Source organism: Paenibacillus sp. sgz302190, from assembly GCF_059820445.1.
Genome location: NZ_JBZYAO010000009.1, coordinates 132431 through 151824, shown reverse-complemented (window position 1 = coordinate 151824; position 19394 = coordinate 132431). Strand labels below are relative to the sequence as shown.

The window sequence follows — 19394 nt, the reverse complement described above, 5'->3', positions numbered from 1 at the left end:
AATCGAACAGAATCGTGCTTACCAGCGGTAAAGATGACATTTGTATGCGAAAAACTAAATAGAATGCGCAAAAAGGACTGCAATAGGCCGTCTCATGGCAACCAGTTCCAACATCCGCCCGGCGCAGCCCGCATGCACTTGGGGCGCGCCGGCCCACATGCACCTCGGGCACGCCGGCCCGTATGTGCCGAACATCGCCATTCCTGTCTGTCGCCGGGCGGACGAACCTAAATGATGGGCCGGTCAGCTTCCTAAAAGCTGGCCTGCGTGCGCGTCATGGTGCTGCGTGCCGTAGACGTTCATGCCGTAATCGCCGATCAGCGATTGCAGCACTTGGGAAGTGCCTTCGATGATTTCCATTATTTTTGCCTCCCGCATGAGCCGTTCCGCCGGGAAATCGTTCCGGCATCCGTTGGCTCCGAGCGCCTGTACCGCTTCCGAAGTCACTTGGACGGCCGTCTTCGAGGCCACATATTTGGCGATCATCGTCTCCATCATGGCGTCGTCATGCCGGCTGTTTCTGAGCTCGCCGGCTCTCAAACAGAGGGCGCGCGCGGCGTGCACCTTCGCCACGGCTTCGCCGATCATCGCCTTCACCGCCGGAATTTGGCCGAGCTCATCCCCCAATTGCCGGCGGCTCTTCGCGTAGGAAGCCATGAGATCAAGCGCTTCCCGGGCGATCGCGAGCGCTCCCCAAGCTACGCTGTAGCGGCCGTGATCAAGCGCCGTGTTAACGACGTAGCTGAAGCCCCCGCCTTCTTTGGCGAGCATATTTTGTTTCGGAACCGCCACGTCGCGCAGCTCGATTTGGGCCAGATGGGTTCCCCGCGAGCCGATCATGCCATGGATGGGCGAGGTGCGGAGCCCTTCGCTCTGATGGCGTTCCACGATAAATGCCGACAACTGCCCGGCATCGCCTTTGGCGATGACGATAAAAAAATCGGCGATGTCCCCGAACGAAATCCATTTCTTCGTGCCGGAAAGGATATAGTTTGCTCCGTCGAGCCGATAGGACGTCGTCAGCTCCGTCGGATTCGTGCCTGCATCGGGCTCCGACAAGGCGAATGCGCCAAGGCAGGCGCCCGATGCGATGCCGGGCAGCCATTGATCTTTTTGCCGCTCGGTTCCCCAGCGCAGCAAGCTTTCTCCGACGAGCGACGTCTGGATCGTCAGCAAAGTCCGCGCCGAGCAGCACGCTTTGCCGATATGCTCGGTCAATTGCCCGTATTCAAGCGGATTCCACTCCAATCCGCCGTACCGTCTCGGAAATGTTGCGCTTAGGAAACCGTGCGCAGCCAGGGCGCGAATCGTCTCTGCGGGCATTCTTTCCTCGCGGTAGCAAATTTGCGCTGCGGGGCGGATCGCTGTTTTTACGAACTGCGCGACGTCGTCGTCATCATAAGGGCGGAAGCTGTTCATGCCACAATCCTCCTCTTTCAATCGTTCTTAAACGTTTCTACAATGAAGACAAAATTCCTTTATTTGGATTTAGGGGATGCGGATCGCTAATTTTAGGGTTAAAAAATCGCCAATATTGAATGTATTTTCGCCGTGTCTATATATGATATAATTTCCATATTCATGTAACTAACTGACGATGACGTCTTCACTTTCAACCTCACTATCGCGTCTGCCAGTCGGGCGCATTTCACTTCTTTTTATCCAAACTTGCCTTTTCAAATTTGTTAACCGCTTACATTTTGGTAATTTCGAACACAACCACATATTGTTTCCGGAGGGATTTTTCGCATGGAAATCGAGATGAAGCCTCTGCATGACGGAAAACGCACTTGTTTGCAGGATTTGATCGCGACTGTTGCCGGGCATTGGAACAGGCCGAGCGACTTGATGTTTTCGCAATCATGGGGAGGCAGCTTTAATCCCTCGGCCGGTGTGGAAGCGTATATGATCGGCGATCGTTTTGAGGCGCAGTTTGAAACCGCTTTAGACGAGCTCGACAGGTATCACGGCATTGAACTGCGCACTTACAATGGCATTGGGGCGGAGTCCGTGCTTAAGCATGCGGAAGAAAGCTGGCAAAGGGGATTGCCCACTATCATTTACCTGGATCATTACTGGACTCCCTGGCTTGGCGGCTACCAATTCAGCCATCGCGAACATTATGTGCTCCTTACAGGGATAAACCGGGAAAAAAACACCCTTATTTGCATCGATACGTTCGGCAGCCAGGGGAGGGAGGAGCTGCCTGTAACGGATTTCTTGCAAGGCAGCAACGGAAGCTGCGGCGTATTCCGGTTTCACTCGAACGTCGAAGAGGTTGACGTGGCGCAGTGGGCGGACAGGCTGCGCAGGAAGCTGTGGCCGGAGGAAGGCTTAAGCGTATTTGACAGCATTCACCGGTTTGCGGATGCGCTGGAAGACCCGCGTTTTGACATGAGACGGGAAGTGGCGCCCGCAACGGGGGAGACCGTTTGGGTAAGCCCCATCATTTGGAACATCATTCACGCCGAGCGGGGGCGGTACTGTTTTCAAGCGGCGGCATCGTATATCGGCGAACGTTATAGCGATTCGCGGTTCAAGGAGCTTGCAGCGCAATTGTCCGAGTCGGTAAGCGAATGGATCGCGCTGAGAAATATGCTGCTCAAACATCATTATTTGAGCGTGCCGTCTTCCGCCGGACTTTTGGAGAAAGCCATCGATAAGCTGCATCGGACAGCGGAACTGGAGCGCAAGGCGGCCGAACGGTTTCTTCATCAAACGTCAAGCGGGCAGACTTGGCCGGCTGCATCCGGCATCTCCCATGATGGCGGTACTGAGGCGGTTGGCCGTTTGCCGGAAGGAAGCTTGGAGCTGCCTGCCGTGCGGATCGATTTGGCCGCATTTTTCAACAATACGGGCTTTGGCGGGCTGCACTCGGGCGCCACGCTTACTTGCATGGACGGCGGCGAGCATTTTTTGCTGGAGGATGGGGGCGATCCGCCGCCATGGAACGACGAAAGGTGCCGTCCATTTGCAATCAACGAACCTGTGCGCGGAAACGGCGACAATGTGATCTGCCTCGGGCAGTCCATTCCGGTCCAGGCCGACTGGTACACCCATTTGGCATTAGTCGGCTGTGCTGAGTGGGGGAACTATAAGGATACAGTTACCCTCGTCTATGAAGATGGAACGGACGGGCAAGCCGCTTTGGCTCTCACCGACTGGAATGCCGATCAACCGGTTTACGGCGAACAGATCGTATGGAGCGGGAAAACCGTCTGGTACGAAGGGGACAAGCCGCACGTTCTAGCCGGGAAAAAGCTGTATGTGCAAGCTGTTCCGTTTAAATTCGATAAACGGTTGGTAAGTATGACGCTGCCCATTTGTCCGAACCTGCATGTGTTTGCCTGCAATCTCTATATTCACCGGTCGAAGGAGGGAAATCATGTCGCAGGAAAATCCGATGTTTGAACTGCTGCAAGCCCAACAACGGATTTGGTTTATCGAGGAGACGTTCCCGCAAAGTCCCATCTACAATATCGGAGGGGCGGTGCTTTTTCAATCGGGCATCCGCACGGATTTGCTGGAGCGCGCTATATTGTCCGTCGTTCCGAGGCATGACGGTTTGCGGCTGCGTTTGTCCATGGAGGACGGAGTCGTGCGTCAAACCGTATCCGGGAGCTGCCCGGACAAGCTGGAGCATGTGGATTTCAGCGGGGAAGCCGATCCTGAACAGGCATTTGCCGCATGGTTGCAAAAGCAGGCCGAGACGCCTTTCCGGCTGTACGACACCCGGCTTTTCGAATTCGTTATCCTGAAGATTTCGGAGCGTGAGGCCGGCTATTTTTTGAAGTTTCATCACGCGATTGCCGATGGGTGGTCCATGAAGATCATTACGGAAGACGTGCTGGATGGCTACGAAAAGCTGCAGTCCGGGGGCGAGCCGGATTTGACGAAAGCCCCTTCGTATTTGCTGGCCGCAGAGGAAGAGCGCAGCTATCTGGAATCGGAGCGCTGCCGCAAAAGCAAAGCGTATTGGCTGGACAAGTTCAGGGAGTTGCCTGAACCGCAGCGTGAAAGCGCGTTAACCCGCCGCGCCCGCAGAAGCACCGTGCTGTTGGAACCGGAGACGACGCGCGCGATCAGACAGTGGGCAGCCGGCAACGGCCTGACGGAGAACGTGTTTTTTACGGCGCTGACGGCCATTTATTTGCGCAAATGGCGGCGTCAGAGCGATATCGTCATCGGCGTGCCCGTGCTGAACCGCTCCGGCAGGAAGGAGCGCCAAATCTTCGGCATGTTCGCCGGTTTGATGCCTTTGCGGATACGCTTCGACGCCGGTCAAACGGCGAAAGATACCGCGATCAAAGTCGGACGCGAATTGAAGGCGGGGTTTGCGCACCAGAAATACCCGTACAATTTTTTGGTGCGGGACCTGGAACTTCACCGTTACGGAAGCGATACGCTATTTGATGTGTGCGTCAATTACAGCAACGCTTCCCTGGTGCAGGAGCACGGCGGCATGCCTGTCCGGAATATCGATTTCTTTCCGGGATATCAGACCTATGGGCTTCACCTGCTCATTAAAGATTGGGGCGGCAACGATTCCATTCGGCTCGATATCGAGTACAATACGGACGATTATGAGGACGGCGATATTGCGGACATGGTTACGCGCTTGAAGCGGATCATCACGGCGATGTGCTCCGAATCGGACATGCCGGTCGAACGGCTGGAGTGGATCGGCGACGATGAACGGCAGTGGCTGCTGAATCATGGGGCAGGCGCGGCCAAGGACAACGGTCCCCGGACGATGATTCAAGCGGGGCTGGAAGAGCGCGCCCGCACGAGCCCGGAGCTTCCGGCGCTCAGATTTGAAAATCGGCGGATGTCATACGGCGAGCTGAACAAGGCGGTGAACCGGATCGCCTGGGGATTGAGAAAGGCCGGTGTGCGTGCCGGAGAGACCGTCGGATTGTGCATGGAGCGCTCGGCTAACGCCGTCATGGCCGCGCTGGGGATTTTGAAGGCGGGTGCCGCCTACATGCCGCTCGATCCGGCGTATCCGCAGGAACGGATGAAGCTCATGCTGGACAAATGCGGCGCAGCGCTTCTTTTGACCGATGAGCGGCAGCAGGAGCGACTGAATGGCTTGCATCCGCACATTTTGTCGGTTCAGGACGCGGATTTCGGACAAATGCCCGATAACGATCCGCCCTGCCTGCCGAATGCGGCAAGTCCGGCTTACGTCATTTTTACTTCGGGTTCGACGGGGCAGCCGAAAGGGGTCATGGTGGAGCATGCGGCATTGATCAACCGGATCATGTGGATGCAGCGGCAGTACCCGATTGGCCCCGGCGACGTAGTACTGCACAAAACGCCGCTCACATTCGACGTATCGGTGTGGGAGCTGCTGTGGTGGAGCGCCGCCGGAGCGGAAGTGTGCGTGCTGTCTCACGGAGAAGAGAAAGATCCTTCCGCGATCGCGGCATGCATCCGCACGGCCGGCGTAACGGCCGTTCATTTTGTACCTTCGATGCTGAGCGCTTTTTTGACATCATTGGAAAAGGGAGCCGTTCCGCCGGATGATTTGCGTTCCGTCAGGCACGTATTCGCGAGCGGGGAGGCGCTGCCGTCCGATTATGCCAGGAGGTTTTACGCCGTCTTGCCGGCAGGCCCTTTTCAGGCACAGCTGCACAACCTGTACGGGCCGACGGAAGCGGCGATTGACGTGACGTCTTTCGATTGTCCGCACGACTGGAGCGGGTTGTCCGTCCCTATCGGCAAGCCGATCGACAATGTGAGGATGTACGTGCTGGACGAGGAGCTGGAGCTTGTTCCGAGAGGAGCGGCGGGCGAACTGTGCATCGGGGGGATCGGGCTTGCCAAAGCGTATGTCGGCGACGAGGCGCTGACCGCTTCCAAATTCGTGCGCTTGCCGGCCGGGGGAGAGCGCGTTTATCGGACAGGCGACTTGGCCAAATGGCTGCCTGACGGCAATTTGTTCTATTTGGGCCGGATGGATCAGCAGGTCAAAATTCGCGGCTGCCGGATCGAGCCCGGCGAGATCGAATACGGGCTGCTGACGCACAGCTCGGTCAGGGAAGCGGCCGCTATAGCAAGGCAGGATGGGGCAGGGGGCCTTTACTTGTGCGCTTACATCGTTGCCGCCAAGCCGGTTGAAGAAGACGAGCTGAAGCAGCATCTCGGCTCGATCGTGCCGGCCTACATGATTCCGGGCCGATTCGTATTTTGCGACTCTTTGCCGATGTCCGCGCATGGAAAAATCGACCGCAAGCTGCTGCCCGAGCCCCCAGCGTCGAGTGCAGACGGCAGCAGCGCGCAGCCGGATAACGATCTGCACAAAGCGGTACTGAGCATCGTCCGCACGGTATTGGCGGATGAGGGGATCGGCCTCACGGACAACTTTTTTCGGGTTGGCGGCGATTCCATCAAAGCGATTCAAATCGCCGCCAAGCTGCACGAGGCGGGCATTGCGATCAAAGTGAAGGATTTGCTGGGAAATCCGCTGCTCTGCGATGCCGTCCGCTTTGCCCGGTACAACGAAGCCCGCGAAGAGCGGCGATTTCCGGCCGGGCCGCTCAAGCCGACCCCGATTATGGCGTGGTTTTGGTCGAAAAACCACCCGCATCCGCAGCACTGGCACCAGAGCGTTGTGCTGAAATTGCGCAAAGATACGGATCGGACCGCGCTGGAGAACGCCCTTGCGGGCATGCTGCACGCCAGAGACGTTTTCTCGCTGGCGCTGACGGCAGGCAAAGACGGGCCGGGCTTGGCATACCGGACCGATCGGGAGCCCGCACCTGCATTTCGCCTGGAGGTCCGGGATTTGACCGCATTGCCCGAGGCTGAGGCGAAGGCGGAGCTGAACAGGTGGGCGGACGGCTGGAAAGCGCAGCTGGACTTGGAGCGCGCTTTGCCGTTCAAAGCCGCGCTCGTTCTTTTGCCGAATGAACAAATCCGGCTGCTTCTGACCGCTCACCATCTCGTGACGGACGGAGTATCCTGGAGAATTTTGATCGATGAGCTGGATCAGCGGCTGTCTGGCGCATTTCAGGTCGCTCGGCAGCCTGCGGCCGCCTATTGGGAATGGGCCGAAACATTGCATGCGGCGCTCGACGATGCGTATGACGAGCTGGCCTACTGGATTCGCGAAATATCGTTCAACGAATCCCCGGTCCGCCCCGATTTCGATACCGGTCCGGATTCGTACAAGCACTGCGGCAAAGCGGAGCGGGTGCTGGACCGCGGGGCAACGCTGGCATTGATGGGCGCTTCGAACGATGCGTACCGGACAAGGCCGCTTGAATTGCTGCTGGCGGCGCTGACGTCGGCGGCACACAAGCTTTATGGCGGCAGCCAGCTGCCCGTTATGCTGGAAAGCCACGGCAGGGAAGCCGTGTCCGAAAGTTTGAATGCAGCAGGAACGGTCGGCTGGTTCACGTCGTTGTTCCCGGCCAAGCTGCCGCACCCGCAGCAAAATGCCGCCGAACATATTATCGCGACGAAAGAAGCGATAAGGCGCATTCCGCAAAGCGGCACCGGCTACGGGGCGCTTGCTTACCTGCTGGGCGCCATCGATCCGGTGGACGAACGTCCGTTGATCCGCTTCAACTTTTTGGGCGATCTGGACTCGGGCTTGAAAGCCGAATGCTGCTTGCTGACTGATGAGTCGTACGGTGCGGATATTTCGCCGGATAACGAGCTGAACTGTCTGCTGGACTTGAACCTGTATGTATATGCGGGCCGTCTGCATATGACCGCCGTTTACAGCCGAAATAAATTTAAGCCGGAGACGGCGGACCGGTTCCTGCAAACGTGGGAGGAAGAGCTGCACGGGCTCATCCGCCATTGCGCCGATAACAAGTCGTATGTGCTCGCCGCAGCCGATTTCGAATGGTCCGGACTTAGCCAGGAAGAGCTTGACGGGCTGTTTTAAGTTGTAAAAATATACGCCTAGCGTGCGTTCTGCGGAAGGAGGGTTTATGACGAAAAAAAGAATGTCGTTCACACGGGCACTATTGTTGTTTTGTCTGTGTTTGACCGGCTTGTGGATCGCGCTCGGGCCGGCGGCTGCCGCAGACCGGGCGTTCCCTGCGGATGCGATCGGGACGTGGATCGACGGCAAGTGGAAAGAAAGCGGCATTCCGGGCATGTCGGTCATCGTCGTCGATAGCGGCGGAATCGTCTACAGCCGCAATCTCGGCTGCGCCGATGCGGAGCGGCGGCAGGCTGTCGGCGCGGATACGCTGTTCGAGCTGGGGTCGCTGTCGAAAGCTTTTACGGGGCTTGCGGTTTTGCAGCTTGAACAAGCGGGGAAGCTCAAGCTGAGCGATCCGGTCAGCCGCTATTTGCCCTGGTTTAAAGTGAATTTCGAAAACGGCAGCCCGGAAATTACGATCGGCCAACTGCTCTACCAGACAAGCGGAGTTCCGTTCAAATCGATCGGCTTTCTTCCGCAGGACGATGGAAGCGGCATGCTGGAAAAAACGGTCCGGACGCTGATCGGGACAGAGCTTTCCGAGACGCCGGGCAAACAGTTTTTATACGCCACGATTAACTATGATGTGCTTGGGCTTATCGTGGAAAAGATCGCAGGCGAGCCGTTCGACTCGTATTTGCAAAACCGTGTGATCGGTCCGCTGGAGCTGAAGCAGACGTTCGCCGGGTACGGCAACGTGACCGGGGCCAAGCCTTCGCAGGGCTTTAAAGTAGGCTATTTGTCCTCCAGGCCGTATGATGCGCCGCCGTTCAGCGGCAATACGCCGGCAGCTTATGTGATTTCGAACGCCGGGGACATGGCGCGTTGGATGATGCTGCAGATGGGCACGGCGGCAGGGGGCTCGTTCGACCGCACCCTGATCGACCGCTCGCACATCCCCGACCGGACCGTCCCGCCGAATGGCGACGGTTCGTCGTACGGAGCCGGCTGGGCGATTTATCAGAAGGGCGGAGGCGAATGGAGCCACGGCGGGACGAATCCGACGTTTTCTTCGTACATCGTGCTGAGGCCCGAAGAAAAGATTGGCGTAGCCGTTCTGGCGAACATGAACTCCGATTTGACGAGCAAGATCGGCCAAGGCGTTATGGACCTCATGCTCGGCCAAAAACCGGAGAAAAACCCGGTCGACTATTATACGCAAATCGACCGGGTCGCGATGTGCATGCTCGTTTTTGCCTTCCTGGCGGGCGCGGGGCTTTTGTACTCGTACGGACAGACGGGCTTGGAAATTGTCAAAGGCAAGCGTTCATTTGCCGGAATCGGCAGGGAAACGCTCGTTGCGGCGCTTTTGTCCGCATTCTCGCTTGCGGTTTGCTTGACGGGTCTCTATTTTTTGCCCAATTTGTTGTTCTGGGAGCTGCCGTGGAGCTTTGTCGAAGTGTGGGCGTCCCCTGCGGTTTTGCTTGCGGTTCGGCTCTTCGCTGTCCTTATGATCCTGTATGCCTGTTACGTTATGGTATGCCGCTTATACCCGCTGCCCCGGGAAAAGCCGGTGCTGACCATCGTCATGATGAGTTTGCTGAGCGGTTTCGGCAACGCTTTTATCGTGTTCATGATCAATCAGTCGTTTCAGCAGGGCGAGAAGTTTCCGACGACGCTGTTCATGTATTTTGTGATGGGAATTTTATTTTACGTATATGCCCAAAAAATCGTCCGCACCAAAATGGTACGTTTTGCCAATCAGATGCTGTATGAGAAAAGAATGGAAATTGTCGACCGCATGCTGGCCAGCCGTTATGCCAATCTGGAGCGGATGGACGCGGGCAAAGTCAACGCAGCGCTCATCAGCGATACGGAGACGATATCCAATTCGATCAATATGGCCATTTCCGGGATTACCAGCGTGATTACGCTGCTGTTTTGCTTTATTTATCTCGGTTTTCTCAACGTGTACGGCTTGCTTATTTCCACGGCCATCATTTTGGCGGCGGGCACGATCTTTTATACCGTTTCGGCGAGAGTCAATCGTTTATGGGAAATTACCCGGGATATTCAAAACGTTTTTTTCAAATTTGCGGACGATTTGATCAAAGGGTTCAAAGAGCTCTCGCTCCATTCGCGAAAACGGAACGAATTTCAGCAGGATATGGAGGGCAACAGCAGGCTCTATAAAGACAAGCGTTCGCAGGGCGACTTGATGTTCGCGGACGTGTACGTGATCGGCGAGCTGATGTTTACCGTCGTCATCGGGGTCGTTGCCTTTTTGTTTCCGCAAATATTTAAACAGATGGGAAGCGCCAATCTTCGCAACTACGTATTCGTGTTTCTGTACATGACCGGCCCGATCAACGGCGTTCTGAACGCCATCCCGCAAATGATCGGCATCCGCATCAGTTGGAAACGCGTGAACGCTTTGCTGGACGAACTGAGCGTGCAAGCGGGGCATAAAAAACGCATTCCTGCGGGGGATAAAGCGGAAATTGCCGATACTGCGACCGAATTGTCGCTCGAGCGCGTCGTCTATCATTACCCCGGCGGAGGAAGCGCCGCTTTCAAGCTCGGGCCCGTCGATTATACGTTTCGCGCGGGCGAGATCGTATTTATTACGGGAGGCAACGGCAGCGGGAAGTCGACGCTGTCGAAAGTGATCACAGGACTCAGCTCTCCTGATGAGGGTGCGGTTCAGGTGAATGGCAGACCTGCCGAAGCAAGCGAGCTTGGCGAGTTGTTCTCCGCCGTGTTCAGCGATTTTCACTTGTTCGAGCGGATATACGGCCTAAATGTGGCCGGCAGGGAACAAGAGATCGACGAATATTTGCGCCTGCTTCAGCTGAAAGACAAGGTTGAAATTCGAAACGGCCTTTTCAGCACGACGAAATTGTCGTCAGGCCAGCGGAAGCGACTCGCGCTCCTGCTGTGCTACTTGGACGACAGGCCGTTCTACTTGTTTGACGAATGGGCGGCCGATCAAGATCCTGAGTACAGGGACTACTTTTACACCCATTTGCTCAAAAGGATGAAGCAGCAGGGAAAGGGGGTGATCGCCATCACTCACGACGACCGGTACTTCCATTTGGCGGACAAAGTGCTCAAGCTGGAGTTCGGTCAAGTTACGCATGCGGAACAATACGCGCTCCAAAGGAGGTCGTAATGAATTTATTTTGCTTGCCTTATGCCGGCGCAACGGCGTCGATTTACAAGAAGTGGGAGCAAGAGCTGGGCGGAGCGATCCGCATTCAGCCGCTTGAGCTCCCCGGCCGGGGACGAAAGTTCGGCCAGTCGCTCTTAAGCTCGATGGAGCGGTTGATTCAGCACGCCTTCGAGGATATCCGGGAGCGCATCGGCCAGGCCGATTATGCCTTGTTCGGCCACAGCCTCGGGGCGGCCATGGCTTTTCGCCTTGCCGAGAAGCTGGAGCAATCGGATTTGCCGAATCCTCATCATATATTCGTTTCGGGGGTTTTGCCCCCGCACGAGCCCAAGCCTTACCGCATCGACCCCCATCTGGCTGATCCGCAGCTGATCGAGCAATTGAGGCTGTTGGGGGGACTTCCCGAGGAAGTCGGGAACAGGCCGGATTTAATGAAAATTATGCTGCCGATCATCCGCGCGGATCTGCATGCGCACAATGACGATCCGCCCAGGCAGCTACCGGGCCGTCACGTTCAGTGCGGAATGACCGTGCTTTACGGCAAGGAAGATCCGTTAACTTCCGGAGATATGAGGGGCTGGACAGCGTATACGGCCGGCGAATGCCGGTTCGAGGCTTTTGACGGCGGCCACTTCTTCATTCACGATTTGCAAAGCCAGGTCACGTCGCTGCTCGTCTCGACGCTGCAAGAGCTTGACTAATGAAAGGGGAGATGATGATGATCCGGACAAGCATCCTGTTTCCCGGACAAGGAGCGCAGTACGTCGGGATGGGGGCTTATTTGACGAAGCGGTATGCCTTTGCGAAGTCCATTTATGCGGAGGCGAGCGATGCGGCCGGTTTCGACCTGCTCCGCTTAAGCGAAGAGGGGCCGGACGACCGGTTGACCTTAACGGCCAACGCCCAGCCTGCCATACTTGCCGCCGGTTATGCGGCGTTTGCGGCGCTGCAGCAGGAGACGGGCCTGGAACCGGCGTTTTTGGCCGGCCACAGTCTTGGGGAAATTACGGCGCTGGCCTGTGCAAAGGCGATTCCGTTCTATGCGGCGGTGAAGCTCGTCCGCCGCCGTGGGCAGCTGATGCAGCAATCGGCGGCTCCGGGTTCCGGGGCGATGATTTCGGTGATCGGCCCCGACGCGGAGACGGTGGAACGGGCGTGCGCCGAAGCGAGCGGCCCGGGCTGCATCGCGGTTGTGTCCAATTACAACTCCGCTGAGCAGACGGTCATTTCCGGTCACCGGGAAGCGGTTGAGCGCTGCGCCGAGCGCCTTGGCGGGAGCGGGGCGAGGATCGTGAAGCTGAACGTGAGCGCGCCTTTTCACAGTCCGCTGATGGAGGACGCCGCTGCCGGATTCAGGGAAGAGCTGGAGCGGATCGTGTACCGGCCGCTGAAATATCAGGTCGTATCCACCGTAACCGCTGCGCCTTACGAGGATGAATCCGTCATCGCCGGGCTGCTCGAACGGCAGTTGACAGCCCCCGTCAAATGGGTGCAGGCGATGCGGTATATGATCGAGCAAGGGACCGCTTTATGCATCGATACGGGCCCATCGGCCGTCGCCCTCAATCTGTTGAGGCAGGCGGCCCCTGCCATGAAGCTGTTCGCCTACGATAAGGAGCAGGACAGACAGCGTCTGCATCTCATGTTCCGCCATACGCGGACGGAAGCGCCTTCACCCCGGTCCTTCGTTTCCCGCTGTTTGGCTATCGCGGTATGCACGCCGAATTCGAACTGGAACACGGCCGAATACAAGGCGGGCGTGTCCAAGCCTTACAAAGAAGTGCATCAACTGCAGCTCGCTCTCGATGAAGAGGACAGGCTTCCAAGCGAGGAAGAAATGGCGAGGGCGCTGGATATGCTGCACTCCGTGTTTCAGACGAAAAAAACGCCGATGGACGAGCGCCGCATGCGCTTCGAGCAGCTGATGAGAGAGACGGGAACGGAAAGTTTTTTTCTTTCAAGAGAAAACCTTAAGGAGGGCTAAACCATGCTGCAGGTGAAAGACAATATCCGCTACCACGACGAGCGCTTTCTGATGTTCGTTCTGGACCAGATGGCTTACGACTATGAGAAAGAGGGCAAAGAAGTGATACGGATGACGCTCGGCAAATCCGAGCTTCCCGTCCGGGACGCAATTACCGATTCCATGGTCGGGGCCATGCGCAATTTTTCCAAAAGCACGCTCGTATTCCCGGGAGGATTGCCCGAGCTGAAGGAGGAGCTGTCCCTTCATTACGCGCAGCGCTACCAACTGCAAATTCCGCCGAAAAACTTCGTGATCGGCGTCGGCACGAGCTCGCTGTTCCGCAACCTGTTCCAGGTGCTGCTCAAGGAAGGGGACGAAGTGCTGCTTCCTCATCCGTATTACTCGCTGTATCATTTCAGCGCCCTGCTGGCCGGAGCGACCGTCAAATATTACAACATCGACCTGTCGACCATGGCGCTGGACGTGGACTCTTTTAAACAAAATTTTTCCGCCCGCACGAAGGTCGTCGTCATCAATTCGCCGGGCAACCCGCTCGGCAACATTTTGACCCGTGAGGAATTGTACCAAATCGATGCGATCGTAGGCGGGCAGGCGGTCGTCATTAACGACGAGATTTACGCCAACATTTGTTTCGACGAGCCGGGGGAGTCGGTCATGCAGCTCGAAAATACGGCTTCGACCTTCATTACGACGAACGCGTTTTCCAAAGGGTACCGCATGTACAGCAGACGCGTCGGCTACTGCATCGTTCCCGACGAGCTGGTAACGCCGCTGACCGTCATTCAGCACCATACGCTGCTGACGCTCGACCCCGTCGTCCAATTCGGAGCGATCGAGGCGCTTCGCCACCAAGAGGACGTAAAGGAGCTGGAGGCGCTTTACAAAGACAGGCGCGACTATACGCTGGAGCGGTTCAAGGACGTGCCGCTTGTCAAAGCGCTTTATTCCAAAGGCGGATTTTACATCGTGCTGGAATGCACGGAATTTATGAAAGTTCACGGCATCGGGACGAGTCTGGAATTGGCGGAAAAAATTATGGAGCATTGCTGCGTTGCAACCGTTCCGGGTTCCGATTTCGGCCTGCCGGGGGCGCTGCGCCTTTCGTTTTCGAGCAAGCAGTATCATACCGGCATCGACCGACTTGTGTCGTTTTTTCAAATGATCTAGAAAGCAGGGTGGATGCATATCGGAAAGGTTCATCATGTCGGATGGGTCGTGAGCGATATCGAAGCTGCCATCCTGTCGGTTAAGGCGCTTTTCGGCAGCGGCTGCGTCGTGCGCGAGGTTGTGGAGGACTCTGCCAGACAAGTGCTGGTTTGTTTTGTAGAGGGGGATTACACGATCGAGCTGATACAGCCGGCCGGCAAAGGCTCTCCGGTGTACGATTTGCTGCGCCGGGCGGGTGCGACGGTTTACCACGTCTGCATACATGTCGAAAGCATCGATGCGGAACTGGAGCGGTTAAGCGGTCTGGGCGCGCTCGTCGTATCGGGCAAAAGTCCCGCCCCCGCTATCCAAAACCGGAATGTGGCTTTTATTTACGAAAAGCATCTTGGACTAATCGAATTGCTGGAGTAAGGGGGAAGCCAGATGGCAAATGCTGTGCCGATAGCCAGGGAGCAGGTCGAGGATATTCTGATGCTGACTCCGATGCAGGAAAGTATGCTTTTCCATTATTTGCAAAGCGAAGAGGCGCTCGTTTATTGCGAGCAGGCGGGTCTGGAAATGGAAGGCGGGCTGGACATTCCGGCTTTCTACGGAGCGTGGAGAAAGCTGGCGGAAGCCAACGAGATGCTGCGCACCGTCATTCGGTGGAACGACCGCCACAAGGCCGTGCAAATTATTAAACGCGAGCATGACATTCCGATTGACGAGACCGATTTAAGCGGCGTGCCGGAAGAGGACATGCCGGCGAGGCTGACGGCTCTCCGCGAAGCGAGGCTGAACGACCGGATCGACGTGAGCGCGGCTCCGATCCGTATTTTGCTGTGCAAACGGGCTGCGGACAAATACGAGCTGCTCCTCGNAAGAGGACATGCCGGCGAGGCTGACGGCTCTCCGCGAAGCGAGGCTGAACGACCGGATCGACGTGAGCGCGGCTCCGATCCGTATTTTGCTGTGCAAACGGGCTGCGGACAAATACGAGCTGCTCCTCGATTATCATCACATGCTCATCGACGGGTGGAGTCTTGGTGTTATTTTGCAGGAATTTCTTGCGGGCTATCATGCTCTCAAAAGCGGCCGGCCGCTTGCGATACAGCGGAAAACGCCGTACAAAAGCTACATCAAATGGCTGCACGAACAGGATAAATCCGCCCAGGAATCGTATTGGCGGGCGTATTTGGCAGGCTTGCGGCAGCGTTCGGTAATTCCGCCGGATCGGCCCAAGCTCGCGGATGCGCCGTCCGCCGCTTCCGTAGCCTGCGCGTTCGGCGAGCCGACGGCGGCCCGGATGCGCCGGTTTTGCTCGGAGCGGCAGCTGTCGATGGCGAGCCTGCTTTACGGAGCTTGGGGGGCGCTGCTCCAAAAGTACAACAATACGAGCGACGTCTGCTTCGGCGTGACCGTATCCGGCCGTCCTCCCGAAATTGCGGGCATCGAGCACATGGTCGGCCTGTTTATCCAAACGCTGCCGCTTCGTCTTGCGTCCGCTCCGAATGATACCGCAGTCGATTATTTGCGAAAAGCCGCAGCCGATTTATCCGGCAAAGAGGCTCATGCTTCCATCCCTCTGCTGGATTTGTCGGCCTACAGCGAGATGGGCGGCGGCACCCTGCTGTTCGATTCGGTGATCGTCATCAAAAATTACCCGCTGGGGCGGGGAAGTCTTGCCGAGACGGACGGGCTGCGCGTAAACAAAACGTACGTGCACGAAGAAACGAATTTCGATTTGACGCTGCAGGTGTCTTTGCAAGAAAGCATTCATATTGATTTTCACTACAACGCGCAGCTTTATGACGCGGAGACAATCGAACTGCTCGCGCTTCGCTACCGGCGAATGATCGACGGATTCATGGAGCGGGCCGATCTGCCGATGGCCGGCATGGAGCTCGTCACGGCTGAGGAAAAAGCGGAGATCGGCAAGCTGTTTCACGATACGGCGGCCGATTGTCCGGAACAGACGATTCCGCAGCTGATATGGCGCCATTCGCTCCAAACGCCTGAGCGGGCCGCCGTCAGGTATGAAGATCGGCTGCTGACCTATGGGCAGCTGCGGGAACAGGCGCTGCGCATCGCCGCCATGCTAAGAGCGAGCGGCATGCGGGAGCAGGAGCGGATCGCCCTGTACGTTCCCAGGTCGCCGGAGATGATCGCGGGCATCCTCGGCATCCTGGAAGCGGGCTGCATCTGCGTGCCGCTCGACCGGAACCATCCGGCCGAACGGACGCTTGCGATTCTGGAGGACAGCCGCTCGGCCGCCATGCTTGTGCTGGACGAAGCGGATGCCGCCGCCGGCTTCGACGGCACCGTGCTGCCGATCGCTCCCGGCAGGCCGGCTGCCTCCGCTAGCGCGGAGCAAGCGGAGGCGGCGACGCCAGACGCCTCGTCTCCGCAGAGCGTCGCGTATATGATCTACACGTCCGGCTCAACGGGTAAGCCGAAGGGCGCGATGCTGCATCACCGCGGAATTGTCAACCACGCCTATGCCAAAATCCGCGAGCTGGGCATCGGCGCAAGCGACAAGGTCGGCAGCAATTTCAGCGTAAATGTGGTGGCCTCGATCTGGCAAATATTGTCGCCGCTGTTTGTTGGGGCGGAGCTTGTCGTCTATTCGGAGGAGGTGGAGCGCGATCCGCTGGAGCAGTTCGCACGGATCGAGGAGGACGGCGTAACCGTCATCGAGCTGATACCGTCCGTTCTGAACGCCTACGTCCGCCTGCTTGAACAGGGACAGCCGGTGCTGCCTTTGACCCGGCTAAAAGCAATCGCGCTCACTTCGGAAGAGACGAAGCCCGTGCTCGTGAATCGGTTTTACAGCTATTACCGGATTCAGCTCGTAAACGCCTACGGGCAAACCGAATGCTGCGACGATACGCTCCATTACCGCATTCCGTTCGCAACGGATACGGAGCGGGTGTTGATCGGCAGGCCGGTGATGAATATGCGGCCATACATTTTGGACCATCACGGCATGCTCCAGCCGCTGGGTATGATCGGCGAATTGTGCGTCGCGGGAGCGGGCGTTTCCTACGGCTATTGGAATCGGCCGGACATGAACCGGGACAAGTTTATCGAGCACCCGCTGGAGCCCGGCGTTACGATGTACCGGACAGGGGATCTGGCCTCATGGCGGCAGGACGGGTCGATCCGCTATTTGGGGAGGGTCGATCACCAGGTCAAAATAAGAGGAAACCGGATTGAGCTGAATGAAGTCGAAAACGGCATGGCGCGATTGCCGGAAATCCGCGAGGTTGCGGTCATCGTCCGTGCCAATGCAAGAGGCGAGGATGCGTTATGGGCGTTTTTTACGGCTGCTTCCGCGCTGACGGTCGTCGTCATTCGCGAGTTTTTAAGGAAAAAGCTGCCGTCGTATATGATTCCCGAACAATTCGTGCAGTTGGATCAAATGCCGCTGATGCCTAACGGCAAAATCAACCGCCATGCGCTTCGCGAGACGGAAGCCGGCGCGCTGCCCGCCGGAAATGCGGCCGCCGTGCCGGAAGGGGAACTGGAAGAGCGGATTATGAGCATATGGGAAGATGTGCTGCACCGGGACAAGCTGGGCGTCATGGACAGCTTTTTCGATGCAGGCGGCAATTCGCTGCTCATTTTGCAGCTTGCCGCACAGCTGAACGATGCGTTCGGCGTCAAGCTGGCGGTGACGGATCTGTTCGCCAACGCCACGATCCGCAAGCAGGCGTCGTTCATTCGCGGCATGACGCACAATGAAAAGATGGAGCAGGTTCCGCTTCGCTCGATCGTCATGCCGCAATGGGACGAGGAAGCGGCGGCTTCGGCGGAGCTGTCCGTTTTCGAAGCCCCGATGCCGGCCGGGGTATGGCACATGCTGCACAAAGCCGGTTCGCAGCGGGAATTTCAGGCGAGCGACATCGCTGTCGCCGCTTTGGCTTTGCTGCTGAACAAGCTTTCCGGGCAGGATGAGATCACCTTGTATGAGCTGCACCCGGATCAAGCCAGGATCAAGCCGCTTTATTTCGATTTTCGCGCGATGGAGGGAGTGCCCGCCCTGCTGGCCGCTTACGCCGATCAAAAGGCGGGAAACGGCGGCCGCTGGCTGGCGCCGGAATCGTTCCTGCTCCCGGCCCAGACGCCGAAGTCGTCGCTGCACCCGCTTGTCGTTATTCGCGAAGAAGGCGGGCAAGCCTTCGCCGATTCCTCCTTGCCGGCGATGTTTAATTTGCTGGTCGAATGGCGGGAGACCGGTCCGGAGGCGGCGGCCGTAACGTGGCGGTTATCCGGCGGCGGGCGCTTTAGCAAGGAGCAGGTGAAGCAGTGGGTTAGCGCACATATGAAATTAACCGTATATACGGCGGAAAATCGGGTTTAGTCCATAGAATCCAAAGAATCAAAGGTGGGAGATCAAGAAACCCGTTTACGAAGCGATGGATCGGATTTGTCCGGAATCTTGCATTTTTGCGGTCAACACCTCCGTCATTCCGATTACAAAGGCAAGGCGTGATCGGCATTCATTTTATGAACCCGGTTGCACGGAAGCCGACCGTCGAAGTCATTCGCGGCTACCATACGAGCGAGCAAACGATCCGCATAACGGACGAGCTTCTGGCAAGCATGGGGAAATCGTACGTGCTGGTGCAGGATGCGCCCGGTTTCGTATCCAACCGGATTTTGATGCTGACGATCAATGAGGCGGTGTATGTGCTGCAGGAGCAAATATCGTCCGTGGAGGATATCGGCAGATTGTTCCGGGAATGTTTCGGCCATGCGATGGGGCCGCTGGAAACGGCGGATTTGATCGGGCTCGATACGATTTATTATTCCATCGATAATTTGTACCGCGAATTCAAGGACGGCAAATACCGCCCGTGCCCGCTGCTGAAAAAGATGGTCGACGCCGGCTTGTACGGGATGAAAAGCGGAAAAGGCTTTTACGAATATGACAATTAGGGGCGATTATCGTGGACGAAATCCAGAGCAAAGTCAAGGCGTTTCTCGGCAAATACATTCGCAAGCAGTATCGGGATGACGATCATTTGTTCGAGCTCGGTCTGGTGAACTCCTTGTTCGCTATGCAATTGGTCAACTTTTTGGAGAAGACGTTCGAATTGTCGGTAGAGAACGAAGATTTGGAGATTCAAAACTTTCAGTCGGTTCAGGCTATTTGCCGATTCGTCGAACGAAAAACGGCCCCTGGGCGAAAGACGGGGTAGACT

Annotated in this window: 11 protein-coding genes and 1 pseudogene; 11 read left to right on the top strand and 1 reads right to left on the bottom strand. The window is 57.1% G+C overall.

Annotated features, from left to right (window positions below):
* Positions 1 to 243 precede the first annotated feature (243 nt).
* A complete protein-coding gene (locus AC6RNO_RS12995) occupies positions 244 to 1419 on the bottom strand; it encodes an acyl-CoA dehydrogenase family protein (RefSeq protein WP_497105680.1) in 1176 nt (391 codons plus the stop codon).
* 330 nt (positions 1420 to 1749) lie between these two features.
* On the opposite strand from AC6RNO_RS12995, the gene AC6RNO_RS12990 reads away from it, so the two are divergent.
* The 11 genes and pseudogenes from AC6RNO_RS12990 (at position 1750) to AC6RNO_RS12940 (ending at position 19391) form a co-directional block, all read left to right on the top strand.
* Positions 1750 to 3411, top strand: coding sequence for a hypothetical protein (locus AC6RNO_RS12990; RefSeq protein ID WP_497105679.1), 1662 nt, complete (start codon positions 1750 to 1752; stop codon positions 3409 to 3411).
* The gene (locus tag AC6RNO_RS12985) at positions 3386 to 7900 is read left to right on the top strand and encodes an amino acid adenylation domain-containing protein (protein WP_497105678.1); all 4515 of its coding nucleotides are present in this window, start codon (positions 3386 to 3388) and stop codon (positions 7898 to 7900) included. Before AC6RNO_RS12990 ends, AC6RNO_RS12985 begins: the two co-directional genes overlap by 26 nt.
* Positions 7901 to 7946: 46 nt before the next feature.
* Positions 7947 to 11054: a cyclic peptide export ABC transporter gene (locus AC6RNO_RS12980; protein ID WP_497105677.1), complete on the top strand. Its 3108-nt coding sequence runs from the start codon at positions 7947 to 7949 to the stop codon at positions 11052 to 11054.
* Complete coding sequence (locus AC6RNO_RS12975; RefSeq protein ID WP_474681223.1) at positions 11054 to 11755, top strand: thioesterase II family protein; 702 nt, start codon at positions 11054 to 11056, stop codon at positions 11753 to 11755. The genes AC6RNO_RS12980 and AC6RNO_RS12975 overlap by 1 nt, the downstream gene beginning before the upstream one ends.
* On the top strand, positions 11755 to 13038 hold the full coding sequence (locus AC6RNO_RS12970) for an acyltransferase domain-containing protein (protein ID WP_497105676.1): 1284 nt from the start codon (positions 11755 to 11757) through the stop codon (positions 13036 to 13038). Before AC6RNO_RS12975 ends, AC6RNO_RS12970 begins: the two co-directional genes overlap by 1 nt.
* Before the next feature lie 3 nt (positions 13039 to 13041).
* Positions 13042 to 14208 carry a pyridoxal phosphate-dependent aminotransferase gene (locus AC6RNO_RS12965; RefSeq protein ID WP_488436350.1) on the top strand — a complete coding sequence of 389 codons (1167 nt, stop codon included), beginning with the start codon at positions 13042 to 13044 and terminating at the stop codon, positions 14206 to 14208.
* Between the two features lie 12 nt (positions 14209 to 14220).
* On the top strand, positions 14221 to 14619 hold the full coding sequence (locus AC6RNO_RS12960) for a VOC family protein (RefSeq protein ID WP_488436351.1): 399 nt from the start codon (positions 14221 to 14223) through the stop codon (positions 14617 to 14619).
* 12 nt (positions 14620 to 14631) lie between these two features.
* Positions 14632 to 15057: pseudogene (locus AC6RNO_RS12955) on the top strand (condensation domain-containing protein); the annotation flags it as partial.
* Positions 15058 to 15076: 19 nt separating this feature from the next.
* Positions 15077 to 18550, top strand: a complete 3474-nt coding sequence (locus tag AC6RNO_RS12950; protein WP_497105675.1) for an amino acid adenylation domain-containing protein — start codon at positions 15077 to 15079, stop codon at positions 18548 to 18550.
* A gap of 128 nt (positions 18551 to 18678) precedes the next feature.
* Positions 18679 to 19128 (top strand): 3-hydroxyacyl-CoA dehydrogenase family protein, encoded by a 450-nt coding sequence (locus AC6RNO_RS12945; RefSeq protein ID WP_474681218.1) that lies wholly within the window; start codon positions 18679 to 18681, stop codon positions 19126 to 19128.
* A gap of 11 nt (positions 19129 to 19139) precedes the next feature.
* Positions 19140 to 19391, top strand: a complete 252-nt coding sequence (locus tag AC6RNO_RS12940) for an acyl carrier protein (protein ID WP_474681217.1) — start codon at positions 19140 to 19142, stop codon at positions 19389 to 19391.
* Positions 19392 to 19394 lie beyond the last annotated feature (3 nt).